The 12,096-nt window shown below is 74.8% G+C and carries 7 protein-coding genes; 4 read left to right on the top strand and 3 right to left on the bottom strand.

The features are described from left to right. The first annotated feature begins 649 nt into the window (after nt 1-649). The 3 genes from ACZ45Q_RS32380 to xdhC are packed head-to-tail and all read left to right on the top strand — an operon-like array spanning nt 650 to nt 5,326. The gene (locus ACZ45Q_RS32380) at nt 650-2,104 is read left to right on the top strand and encodes a xanthine dehydrogenase small subunit (RefSeq protein ID WP_468268158.1); all 1,455 of its coding nucleotides are present in this window, start codon (nt 650-652) and stop codon (nt 2,102-2,104) included. After that, nucleotides 2,101-4,515, top strand: coding sequence for a xanthine dehydrogenase molybdopterin binding subunit (xdhB, locus tag ACZ45Q_RS32375; RefSeq protein ID WP_468268155.1), 2,415 nt, complete (start codon nt 2,101-2,103; stop codon nt 4,513-4,515). Before ACZ45Q_RS32380 ends, xdhB begins: the two co-directional genes overlap by 4 nt. Nucleotide 4,516: 1 nt before the next feature. Further along, entirely contained in the window at nt 4,517-5,326 is an 810-nt protein-coding gene (gene xdhC / locus ACZ45Q_RS32370) for a xanthine dehydrogenase accessory protein XdhC (protein ID WP_468268163.1), read from the top strand. Between the two features lie 27 nt (nt 5,327-5,353). On the opposite strand, the gene ACZ45Q_RS32365 is transcribed toward xdhC, so the two are convergent. Together ACZ45Q_RS32365 and ACZ45Q_RS32360 are read right to left on the bottom strand one after the other, a co-directional pair. Further along, complete coding sequence (locus ACZ45Q_RS32365; protein WP_468268152.1) at nt 5,354-6,319, bottom strand: sigma-70 family RNA polymerase sigma factor; 966 nt, start codon at nt 6,317-6,319, stop codon at nt 5,354-5,356. 9 nt (nt 6,320-6,328) lie between these two features. Further along, entirely contained in the window at nt 6,329-7,519 is a 1,191-nt protein-coding gene (locus ACZ45Q_RS32360; RefSeq protein ID WP_468268149.1) for an NAD(P)/FAD-dependent oxidoreductase, read from the bottom strand. Nucleotides 7,520-7,735: 216 nt separating this feature from the next. Between ACZ45Q_RS32360 and ACZ45Q_RS32355 the strand changes: the two genes are divergently transcribed. Next, entirely contained in the window at nt 7,736-9,310 is a 1,575-nt protein-coding gene (locus tag ACZ45Q_RS32355) for a serine/threonine-protein kinase (RefSeq protein ID WP_468268145.1), read from the top strand. Here the strand turns inward: ACZ45Q_RS32355 and ACZ45Q_RS32350 are convergent. Next, the gene (locus ACZ45Q_RS32350) at nt 9,307-11,931 is read right to left on the bottom strand and encodes an MXAN_6230/SCO0854 family RING domain-containing protein (RefSeq protein WP_468268142.1); all 2,625 of its coding nucleotides are present in this window, start codon (nt 11,929-11,931) and stop codon (nt 9,307-9,309) included. The two genes, ACZ45Q_RS32355 and ACZ45Q_RS32350, sit on opposite strands and share 4 nt — an antisense overlap. Nucleotides 11,932-12,096 lie beyond the last annotated feature (165 nt).

The raw sequence follows: 12,096 nt of genomic DNA, 5'->3' as shown, positions 1-12,096 counted from the left end.
CCGTTGCGTGCCTGCCGCAGCCGCTCGCTGGGCAACCGACCTCCCCACCCCCGCAACCCCCCCCCCCCCTCCCAAATCCCTCCCCCCCCCCCCCCCCACCCCCCCCCACCCCCCCCCCCCCCCTCCCCCCCCCCCCCCCCCCCCTCACCCCCCCCCCCCCCCCCCCCCCCCCCGCCGCGCCATGGGACCGGCCCCCAGCGGACCGGTCCCTCTGTGTCCGCGGGTCCCGCCGGGAGGCCGGCTCCCGGCCTCCGGAATCCGCGGCCGGCCGGCTCCCGGCCCCCGGAACCCGAGGCCGGCCTCTTGACCCGTGTGGCGTCGGCAACTACTTTGCGGGGACGCCGACCCACGACCGCCGGAAGGAGGCGACGAGCGGATGTGCACCAGCTCTGATCTCGGCCGCCTCGCCCGTCTGACCGTCTGGGTTCCGGGTCGGATCGCGCACGGCTGCTGACAACGCCGTTCTGCCGTGCCCTCCGCGGCACTCCTCGGGTTTCCCCGACCTTCCTCTCTTCGACCCTTCGGGCACGTCGTCGACGCGTGCCCGCGCGCCCGTGTCTCTCGCGGGGCGCCTCCGAACACAGAAAGCTGCCTGAACATTGGCGAACACGATGCATCGACCGACCGCGCCCGGAAGTGAGGGCCCGTCATGGTAGCGGCGCGGATCACGGTCAACGGGGAACAGGCACCGATCTCACCGGTCCCGCCCCACACCACGGTGCTGGACTTCCTGCGCGAGCGTGGCCTCACCGGCACCAAGGAGGGCTGTGCCGAGGGCGAGTGCGGCGCCTGCTCGGTCCTGGTGGCCCGGCCCGGCGTGGACAAGCCCACCGACTGGGTCGCGGTCAACGCCTGTCTGGTCCCGGTCGCCGCGCTCGACGGCCAGGAGGTCGTCACCTCCGAAGGCCTCGCCATCCCCGGGGAAGCCGGCGGCGCTCCCGAACTGCACCCGGTGCAGCAGGAGATGGCCGTCCGCGGCGGTTCGCAGTGCGGCTACTGCACGCCGGGATTCGTGTGCAGCATGGCCGCCGAGTACTACCGGCCCGACCGCTGTAGGCACCCGGCCGGCGGCGACGCCGAGCACGGCCCGAACGGCTTCGACCTGCACGCGCTGAGCGGAAACCTGTGCCGCTGCACCGGCTACCGGCCCATCCGCGACGCCGCGTTCGCCGTCGGGCAGCCCGGCGACGAGGACCCGCTCGCCCGGCGCCGCGACCATGCGCCGCCCGCGCCGGCCGCCACCGAATACGCCCGGGACGGCGCCGCGTTCGTCCGCAAGGAGACCCTGGCCGAGACACTCCGGCTGCTGCGGGAGCACCCCGACGCGGTGGTCGTCGCCGGCTCCACCGACTGGGGTGTCGAGGTCAACCTCCGCGCCCGGCGCGCGGATCGGGTGGTCGCCGTCGACCGCCTGCCCGAACTGCGGGAGCTGCGCGTCGAGTCCGGTCACGTCGAGATCGGCGCGGCGCTCACCCTCACCGAGATCGAACGCCGCCTCGACGGCCGTATCCCGCTGCTGGCCGAGCTGTTCCCGCAGTTCGCCTCCCGGCTCATTCGCAACAGCGCCACCCTCGGCGGCAACCTCGGCACCGGTTCCCCCATCGGCGACAGCCCGCCGGTGCTGCTCGCGCTGGAGGCGTCGCTGGTGCTCGCCGACGCCGACGGCGAACGCGAGGTGCCGCTGGCGGAGTACTTCACCGGTTACCGGCAGAGCGTGCGCCGCCCCGGCGAACTGATCCGCGCGGTGCGGATCCCGCTGCCGCTGTCACCGGTCACCGCCTTCCACAAGATCGCCAAGCGTCGTTTCGACGACATCTCTAGCGTCGCGGTCGCCTTCGCCCTCGATGTCGAGGACGGCGTCGTCCGCAAGGCCCGCATCGGCCTCGGCGGCGTGGCCGCCACGCCCGTGCGCGCGCTCACCACCGAGGCCGCCCTCGAGGGCAGGCCGTGGACCGCACGGACGGCCGAGGTCGCCGCGGCGGTGCTGCGGGGCGAGGGCACCCCGATGAACGACCACCGGGCCAGCGCGGACTACCGCTCCGCGATGCTCGGCGAGAGCCTGCTGAAGCTGTACGCGCACACCACCGAGGCGGTGCCGTCATGAGCCATCTGTCCGAACGCCCCGAGAACCCCGTCGTCGGTGTCCCGCTGCCGCACGAGAGCGCGGCCCTGCACGTCACCGGCACCGCGCTCTACACCGACGACCTGGTGCACCGCACCAAGGACGTGCTGCACGCCTGGCCGGTGCAGGTCATGAAGGCCCACGCGAGGGTCACCGCGCTGCGCACCGGGCCCGCGCTGGCCGTTCCCGGCGTGGTCCGCGTGCTGACCGGCGCCGACGTGCCGGGGGTCAACGACGCCGGTATGAAGCACGACGAGCCGCTCTTCCCCGACGAGGTGATGTTCCACGGCCACGCCGTCGCCTGGGTGCTCGGCGAGACCCTGGAGGCTGCCCGGCTCGGCGCCGCGGCCGTCGAGGTGGACCTGGAGGAACTGCCCTCCCTGGTCACACTGGAGGAGGCGATCGCGGCGGGCAGCTACCACGGCGCCCGGCCCGTGATGGAGACCGGTGACCTCGACGCCGGCTTCGCCGACTCCGCGCACGTCTTCTCCGGCGAGTTCACGTTCTCCGGTCAGGAGCACTTCTACCTGGAGACGCACGCCGCGCTCGCCCAGGTCGACGAGAACGGGCAGGTGTTCGTCCAGAGCAGCACCCAGCACCCCTCGGAGACCCAGGAGATCGTCTCCCATGTGCTCGGCGTGCCCGCCCACGAGGTGACCGTGCAGTGCCTGCGGATGGGCGGCGGCTTCGGCGGCAAGGAGATGCAGCCGCACGGGTTCGCGGCGATCGCCGCGCTCGGCGCCAAGCTGACCGGCCGGCCCGTGCGGTTCCGGCTCAACCGGACGCAGGACATGACCATGTCCGGCAAACGGCACGGGTTCCACGCCACCTGGAAGATCGGCTTCGACGCGGACGGCCGTATCCAGGCCCTGGACGCCGCCCTCGTCGCGGACGGCGGCTGGAGCCTGGACCTGTCCGAACCGGTGCTGGCCCGGGCGCTGTGCCACATCGACAACACGTACTGGATCCCCAACGCGCGCGTCGCCGGGCGCATCGCCCGCACCCACACCGTCTCCAACACCGCCTTCCGCGGCTTCGGCGGACCGCAGGGCATGCTGGTGATCGAGGACATCCTGGGCCGCTGCGCACCGATGCTGGGCCTGGACCCCATGGAGCTCAGGGAGCGCAACTTCTACCGCCCCGGCCAGGGCCAGACCACTCCGTACGGGCAGCCGGTCACCCAGCCCGAGCGGATCACCACGGTCTGGCAGCAGGTCAAGGAGCGGGCCGGCATCGCCGACCGCAAGCGGGAGATCGCCGCGTTCAACGCCGCGCACCCGCACACCAAGCGGGGCCTGGCGCTGACCGGCATCAAGTTCGGCATCTCGTTCAACCTCACCGCCTTCAACCAGGGCGGGGCGCTGGTGCTCATCTACAAGGACGGCTCCGTCCTGATCAACCACGGCGGCACCGAGATGGGCCAGGGCCTGCACACCAAGATGATGCAGGTGGCGGCGACCACCCTGGGCATCCCCCTGTCCCGGGTCCGCCTCGCCCCCACGCGCACCGACAAGGTGCCCAACACCTCCGCCACCGCCGCCAGTTCCGGGGCGGACCTCAACGGCGGGGCGGTCAAGAACGCCTGCGAGCAGCTGCGCGAGCGGCTGCTGCGGGTCGCCGCGACCCGGCTCGGCGCGAACCCCTCGGACGTGCGCATCCGCGGCGGTGTCGCGCGCGCCCTCGGCGGCGGCGAGGAGCTGGCCTGGGACGACCTGGTGCGCACCGCCTACTTCCAGCGGGTCCAGCTGTCGGCGGCCGGTTTCTACCGGACCGAGGGGCTGCACTGGGACGCGAAGACGTTCCGGGGTTCGCCGTTCAAGTACTTCGCCTACGGCGCCGCCGCCACCGAGGTGGAGGTGGACGGCTTCACCGGCGCCTACCGCATCCGGCGGGTGGACATCGTGCACGACGTCGGTGACAGCCTCTCCCCCCTGATCGACGTCGGCCAGGTCGAGGGCGGCTTCGTGCAGGGCGCCGGCTGGCTGACCCTGGAGGACCTGCGCTGGGACGTCAGCGACGGCCCGAACCGGGGCCGGCTGCTCACCCAGGCCGCCAGCACCTACAAGCTGCCGAGCTTCTCGGAGATGCCCGAGGAGTTCCACGTCACGCTCCTGGAGAACGCCACCGAGGAGGGCGCGGTCTACGGCTCCAAGGCGGTCGGTGAGCCCCCGCTGATGCTGGCGTTCTCGGTGCGGGAGGCGCTGCGGCAGGCCGCCGCCGCGTTCGGGCCGGACGGCGTCGGCGTGGAGCTGGCCTCGCCGGCGACACCGGAGGCGGTGTACTGGGCGATCCGGGCGGCACGCCGGGGCGGGGCCTCCCCCGACGGCCGCCCCGGCGACGGGGTCGCCGTGGGTACGGCCCGCACCGGCGCAGAAGCGCTGAGCGGTGCCTGACATGACGTGGGTCGCCGCGGTCGCGCGGTTGCGGGCACGCCGGGAGCCCGGCGTGCTGGTGACCGTCGCGACCGTGCGCGGCCACGCACCACGGGACGCCGGAGCCAAACTCGTCGTCGGCCGCAGCGCCACGTGGGGCTCGATCGGCGGCGGCAACGTCGAGGCCGTGGCCGTCGACCGGGCCCGGGAGATGATCGCCGCGGCCGAGCCGGAGCCGGAGCTGATCGACTTCGCGTTGAACGACAAGGTGACCAACCGGCACGGCGTGCAGTGCTGCGGCGGCACCGTGTCCGTCCTGCTCGAACCGCTGCCGGTGGTGCGGGCGGTGGCGGTCTTCGGCGTCGGGCACGTCGGCCTGGAGCTGGCCCGCGTCCTGGCCCGCCAGGATCTCGACCTGCACCTCGTCGACAGCCGGGCCGACCTCCTCACGCAGGAGCGGCTCGGCGTCCTGGACGACGCGGTGGCGCAGGTGCACGTGCACCACACGCCGCTGCTGCCGGAGGAGGTGCTGGCCCGGCTGCCGCCGGGCACCCACGTCCTGATCATGACGCATGACCACGCCGAGGACGCCGCCCTGTGCGACGCCGCGCTGCGCACCGCCCATCTCGGCTCCATCGGTCTGATCGGGTCGGCGGCCAAGTGGGCCCGCTTCCGCAAGGTCCTCACCACCGAGGGCGGTCACGACGAGGCGGCCGTCGACCGGATCAGGACGCCGATCGGGCTGGCCGGCATCACCGGCAAGGAACCGGCGACCATCGCGGTGAGCGTCGCCGCCGATCTGCTGCGCTCCTTCGAGGCCGAGCGGAGCTGACGGTGCGCACGGACCGGCGGCGCCCGGTCACCACTGGGCGATCAGCGGCGCCTGAGGTTCGTGCCGCCGCCAGCCTTCGGTCAGGCGGACGAGCCGCTCGGGGGCGGCGATACCGCGCACGGTCGCGATCTTGCCGTGGACGATGTCGAACGCCACCGAGCCGACGACGCGGTCCCCGAGCACGGTGAGGATGGCGGGGGTGCCGTTGACGACCGCGTAGTGGACGGCGGGCCTGCCGTCGCCGACGAGCCGCCGTTTGGCCGCCGTGGGCCTGAACCCCGCCCGTGCGACGGCGGCGACGCGCTGCGGGGTGTCGAACCACAGCAGCCGCTCGGTGAGACCGGCGCCGTCGGAGACGGCGGTCGCGTCGTCGGTGAGCAGCGCCACCAGCCGGTCCGTGCGGCCGGACATGGCGGCGGTGAGGAACTCCTCCACGATCCTGCGGGCCGACGCCGGGTCGACCTCGTCGCCGCGGCGGCGCCCGGCGGCCACGCGGCGCCGGGCCCGGTGCAGGTGCTGCTGGCTCGCGGACTCGGTGATGTCGAGGATCTCGGCGATCTCGGCGTGGCCGTAGGAGAACGCCTCGCGCAGGATGTAGACGGCCCGTTCGAGGGGTGACAGGCGCTCCATGAGGGTCAGCACCGCCAGGGAGACCGATTCGCGCTGCTCGAAGGTGTCGGCCGGACCCAGCATCGGATCGCCGTCGAGCAGTGGTTCGGGCAGCCAGGCGCCGGCGGTGCGCTCGCGGCGGGCCCGGGCGGAGCGGAGCCGGTCCAGGCACAGGTTGGTGACGACCTTGGTCAGCCATGCCTCCGGCACCTCGATCCGCTGCCGGTCGGCGGCCTGCCAGTGCAGGAACGCGTCCTGCACGGCGTCCTCGGCGTCGGTGGCGGAGCCCAGCAGCCGGTAGGCCAGCGAGGCCAGCCTGCTGCGGCTGGCCTCGAACCGGCTGATGTCGAAGCGATCAGCGGTGGAGTCGTCCACGCGGAACACCCTATGCGGCTATGCGACCGTGGTCTTCGCGGACGGGACCGGCGCCGGGGCGAGGCGGCGCTTGCGCTTGGGCAGGCCGAAGGTCGGATGCGAGGTGCCCCACAGCGACCCCCTTTCGATGACCGCCTTGATCCGCGCGGCCCTTCGCCCGCCCAGGTACTTCGGCTTGGCCCGTCCCTCGCCGTCGACCGCCTGCCAGATGCCGTCCCGGCGCCCCAGGCTGATGGCGTTGTACTGGTAGACCAGCTTGAGATGCGGGACCGTGCCTCCGGTCAGGCGTCCCACGATCGCCTCGACGGCCTGGCGGCCCGTGTAGCCGGCCGAGCCGCAGGACATCGGCAGCGGCAGGCCGTTGTCCCCGACGGCGTGGACGCTGTCGCCGACGGCGTAGACGTCCGGATGCGAGACCGACCGCATGGTGCGGTCGACGACGATCCTGCCCTCGTCGGTGACCTCCAGTCCGCCGGCGGCGGCGACGGGGCTGACCGCGAACCCGGCCGTCCACACCGTCGCGTCGGACGCCAGGGCGGTGCCGTCGGCGCACCGCACCCCCGTCGCCTCGACGGCTTCGACGGTGGTGTGCTCCAGGACGGTGACGCCCAGCCGGTCGCACGCCTGGCGCAGGTGGCCGCGGGCTCCCGAGCCGAGCCGGGCGCCCAGCTCGCCGCGGGCGATCAGGGCCACGGACAGGCCGGACCGGGCTTCGGCGATCTCGGTGGCGGTCTCGATCCCGGTCAGCCCGTCGCCGACGACCACCACGCGCCCGGTGCCGCCCAGGCCGTCCAGGCGCTCACGCAGCCGCAGCGCCGAGGGCCTGGTGGCGACGTCGAAGGCGTGCTCGGCCGCGCCGGGGACACCGTGGTCGTCGCCGTGGCTGCCGAGCGCGTACACGAGCGTGTCGTACTCCAGGTCGCTGCCGCCGTCGGCGTCGGCGAGGACCACCGCGCGGCGCTCGGGCTCGATGGCGGTGACCCGGGCCACGCACAGCCGGATCCCCGTGCCCGCGAAGACATCGGCGAGCTGCGGGGCCTCGATGTCCCGGCCGGCCGCCAGCTGGTTGAGCCTCAGCCGCTGCACGAAGTCCGGCTCCGCGTTGACCACGGTGATCTCGGTGTCGGCCGGTGACAGCCGGCGGGCCAGGTTTCCGGCCACGTAGGCCCCCGCGTAGCCGGCGCCGAGGACGACGATGCGGTGCTTCATCTGCTGCTCCTGTCGATCGGTCTGTCCTTCGGTGACTTGAGCGGGGCGGCGCCCCGATTCCTGACAGGAACCGGTCGTGATGTGGGTCACAGGCGAACCGGGTGGTGCGGATGCGCGCCGGGTCCGGCCGGGTGGTGCCGCGCGCCCCCGGCGCGGCCGACGGCCCCACTAGGCTGTGCACGTCGACGCGGCCGCGGCCCGCCGTGGCCGAGGGGGATGGGGGAAGCGACGGTGCAGGCGGAGTGGACGGGGGCCGTGCGCCCCGGCGGGCGGATCGGGCCGTACACCGTGCTCGCGGAGCTGGCCAGCGGCGGTATGGGCCGGGTGTACCTGGCCCGCTCCCCCGGCGGCCGCACCGTCGCCGTGAAGACCCTGCTGTCCGCCGGCGGCGACGGCGCCGTCCCGGAGGCGGACCGGCGGCGCTTCGCCCGGGAGGTCGCCCTCGCCCGGCGGGTGCGCGGCCCGTACACCGCCGGTGTCGTGGACGCGGACGCCGAGGCCGCCGTCCCCTGGATGGCCACCGAGTACGTGCCCGCCCCGTCGCTGCGTGAACTGGTCGCCTCGCAGGGGACGCTGCCGTCGGCCGGGCTGCACTGGGTGGCGGCCGGGACGGTCGAGGCGCTGGTGTGCATCCACACCGCTGGGCTCGTCCACCGCGACGTCAAGCCGTCCAACGTGCTGCTGCCCGAGGACGGTCCCCGGCTGATCGACTTCGGGATCTCCCAGGCCGCGGACGTCACCCGCACCAAGGCGGCCCTGGGCACCATCGCCTTCGCCGCGCCCGAACAGGCCCGCGGAGAGCCGACGACGACAGCCTCCGACGTGTTCTCCCTGGGCGCCACGCTCTTCCACCTGGCGACGGGCCGCAGCCCGTACCGGGACATGGGCCGGGGCACGGCGCTCGAACAGCTGGTGCGGGCGGCCGAGGGCGATCTCGACCTGTCCGGGCTGCCGCGCGAACTGGAGCCGCTGATCCTGCCCTGCCTCGCCCCGGACCCCGCGGCGCGCCCCACCCCCCAGGACCTGCTGGCCCGGGTCGGCCCCGTGATCGCCGGGCGCCCCCGGGCCCGGGGCGCCTCCGACTGGCTGCCGCCGGCCTGGTCCGGCGCGATCGAGCGGCACCGGCGGCGCCGCGCCGAGGAGGCCGACGCGGCACAGCGGCGGATCGACCCGGAGGCGGTCACCGAGCGCACCCCGGCCGGCCACGGGGCCACCCGCCGCCTGCCCCCGCGGCCCCGTCCCGAGACCACCCGCCGGCCCCGGTCCCGCACCCGGCTGTGGGCCGGTGCGGCCCTGGTGGCGCTGCTCACCGCGGGAGGCGGGGTCGTGTACGCCCTCCAGCCGGACGGTGACGGCACACCGGCGGCGGTGCGGCAGGACCTGCGGCTGGCCCTGGTGGAGGAGAGCGCGCCGGGCGAGTGCACGGACGAACTGCCGCCGCCGACCTTCTACTCCGCGTCCCTCGACACCTGCCACCGCGTCTCCACCCGGGCCGGGGACCGGATGACCGTCCGCCAGCTCCGTGAAGTGCGCGCGGAGCTGGACCGGCAGTCGGCGGGCTGGGTGATCCAGATGACGTTCCAGGACGACGACGCCCGGCGGTTCGCGCAGCTCAGCGGACGGGCCGCACCGAACCCCAGCCCGAGGAACCAGATCGCCATCGTCCTCGGCGACCGCCTCATCAGCGCCCCCGCGGTGTCCCAGGCCGTCACCGGGGGCCGGGTGCAGATCGCGGGCGGCTTCACCCAGGACGAGGCGCAGTCCCTGGCCCGGGAACTGGGCGCCCGCTAGCGCACCCCGGGGTCGGGCGCGTGCGGGTTCTCACCGAGTTCCGCCACCAGTTCGCCGGCGGTCACGCGGTCCAGTGCCCCGGAGCCGTCACCAGGCCCCGGGAAGAGCCGGTAGCAGGTGCCCGTCGCCCCCTCCGGCACCGCGTTCGCGTGGACGGTCGCCATGAACACGCGCTCCCCCGGGGCGCGTTCGAACGCCGCCGCGACCGGGTCGGCGGGTGTGCCGCGCTCCTCGGGGTCCTCCAGGGCGGACACCCGCGCGGCGAACGCGTCCGCGTCCTCGTCCGGACGGAGCCGGTACCGCAGCAGTGCGGGCTCCGGCTCCCGGCACACCACGGCCACCTCGGGGGACCGCACGGCGGCCCGCCAGACCGCGAGGTCCCACAGGGTGACCCGGGTGCCCGAGCCGAACTGCTCCCACAGGTCCCGGGCGACGTCGGCCAGCGCGGCGCCGCCGTGCGAGCCGATGCTCTGGTGACCGCCGGCGGACGGCAGATGGATGTCCGTCCACAGGCTCCGGCGACCGCCCAGGTCGACGATCATCGGCAGGCACACCCGGGATTCGCCCGCCAGGTCGAAGCGCTGGCGGACCGTGCGGGGGTCGTACGACGCGTCCCGGGGACTTTGCGCGGGCAGGGCCATGAAACCGGCGAAGGCGTCCGGCAGTTCCTCGAAGGGCACGTTGTTGTAGCTGAAGACCAGCGGGACGGCGTACGCGTCCCCGCGCTCCGCCAGCCGGGCCAGGTCCAGGTCCACGTACTCGGTGGCGCCCAGCGGAGCCGGTGCCGAGGTGAGGTCGCCGGAGTGCACCGCGGCGTCCGCGCCGTGCACCAGCCCGGTGTAGTCGCACAGCCCGGTGAACTTCCACTCGGCGTCGAAGAACGCCACCGACAGGTCCAGGTCCGTGCGGTTGCCCTCGGGCTCGGTCCAGTGCAGGAACAGCCGCACGACCGTGCCGTCCGGCAGCGGCTGCACGCTGCCGCGCGGCACGGCCACCAGCGACTTGGCGGCCGTCCGTTCGGTGAACGGCACGGTGAGGTCGGCGAGGCCGGCGTCCAGCACCGACAGGTCGTACGGCTGCCCGGCGGCGAACCGGCGCAGCACCTCCGCCCGCAGCAGGCCCGCCGTCGCCGACAGGAGGCGGGCGGGCAGTGCGGGCCGTCGCTCCGGAACGGACAGGGCCCGGGTGACCTCCCCGCGCGGGAAGAACACGCGGCGGCGGCCGGTGCGGTCCTCCGCCCGCGTCCTCAGTGCGCCGAGCGCGGACAGCAGCGGGCCGGGACCCACCTTCGGCAGCGCGCGCCGCAGGGCCTTCTCCAGCTCCGGTTCCAGGACGTCGGTGGGGTGCAGGCGCAGCAGCACGTCGAGGCGGCGCACCAGTTCGCCGGGGCGCTCCCCGGCGACGGCGGCGGCCCGTGCGGCGTCCCGCGCGGACAGCGCCTGTTCCAGCCGGCCCGCCCAGGTGGCCGGCCGGATGCGGGTGCCGTCGACGCGGACGGCGTCGGGGTGGGAGGCCGCCGTGTCCAGCAGGGCGCGGCCGAAGGCCGTGCCGGGATCGACCGGGGTGCCGCGCAGCACGGCGAAGGCGAGGGCGGCACGGGGGTGCCGGGCGGCCCGCTCGAAGGGGTGCAGGAGTTCCGCCGCCCGCTTCCACGCGGCCGGGTGCCGCAGCACGTCCTCGACCAGGTACGGCGTCGGCAGGCCGTCCAGGACCGCGAGCAGGGTGCGGCGCAGCGGGCGGGGCACGGTCGTGAAGCGGGACCGCACCACCAGGCCGGCGTCGGCGCCGGAGACCGCGGCGAGCAGGCGCAGGACGTCGGTCGCGGTGGTGAGCCGCTCGGTCAGCAGCCGCTCCACCGGCAGGCCGTCCGGTGCCTGGGCCGTCAGCGCCGCCAGCACCACCGCCTTGGTCTCGCGTACCGGGATCTCGCGCGGCAGCAGGCCCCGCCCGGCCGGGGTGAGCGGCAGCAGCGTCAGCAGGTCGTCGCGGTCCCGCGGGGAGAGCGGGGTGCGGCGGGCCAGCAGGGCGTCGACCACGGCGGCGGCGTCCGCCGCCCGGTCGGCGCCCCTGCGCAGCAGGCGCAGCGGACCGGACACCGGTGGCTTGGCGGCGCCGACGGCCCGGACCGGCAGCAGGAAGGGGTCGTCCGCGTCGGTCCGGCGGTGGCAGACCGGGCAGCCGGCGTAGTCGGTCCCGTCCCAGCAGCGCCGGCACACCAGGTGCGCGCAGGGCGAGACGGGGAAGACGGTGCCCGCCTCACCGCACAGGACGCAGGGCTGGTCCGGCCGCTGCAACAGGAAGGCGAAGACCCGGTCGACGTACAGCGCGTCGGTGTTCCGCGGCACGCTGCGCGGGAAACGGCGGAAGAGCGGCACGTGGCGGCGGTCGGAGCCGAGCAGGTCGTCGACCAGACCCACCAGGCGGGCGTGCGCGGACGCCAGGGCCTCGGGGGTCAGCGCGGCGAGGGCCGTGTGCAGCCCGGCGGACAGGAGATGTCCGCGGCCGAGCAGTTCGGCCTCCAGCCGGCGCAGCGCCGGGCCGCTCGCGCCGGTGGACGCGAGCGCGGCGTCGACGTAGACGGTCTGGAGACGGCGCAGCAGGACGGACTCGGCATCGAGCAACGGCGCATACCCCCACGGCGATCCAGGACGGAAGAACGGGGGCGGAGAGTGGGCGCGCGGATCTTTTGGCAGAAGGTGAGAAGGATGCGCGACAGGGAGCCGCCCCCGTTGATCCCGATCCCACCACACGCGCGGGCCGGCGCCAACGCATTTTCCGGGGCCGGT

Source organism: Streptomyces sp. NPDC031049 (genome assembly GCF_055571015.1).
This window is presented reverse-complemented; position numbering and strand designations above follow the sequence as displayed.

Bases quoted from the DNA above. Each gene is read 5' to 3' on its own strand.
- xdhC (WP_468268163.1), top strand. From the start codon at position 4,517: ATGACGTGGGTCGCCGCGGTCGCGCGGTTGCGGGCACGCCGGGAGCCC.
- ACZ45Q_RS32355 (WP_468268145.1), top strand. From the start codon at position 7,736: ATGGGGGAAGCGACGGTGCAGGCGGAGTGGACGGGGGCCGTGCGCCCC.
- ACZ45Q_RS32360 (WP_468268149.1), bottom strand. From the start codon at position 7,519: ATGAAGCACCGCATCGTCGTCCTCGGCGCCGGCTACGCGGGGGCCTAC.
- ACZ45Q_RS32380 (WP_468268158.1), top strand. From the start codon at position 650: ATGGTAGCGGCGCGGATCACGGTCAACGGGGAACAGGCACCGATCTCA.
- xdhB (WP_468268155.1), top strand. From the start codon at position 2,101: ATGAGCCATCTGTCCGAACGCCCCGAGAACCCCGTCGTCGGTGTCCCG.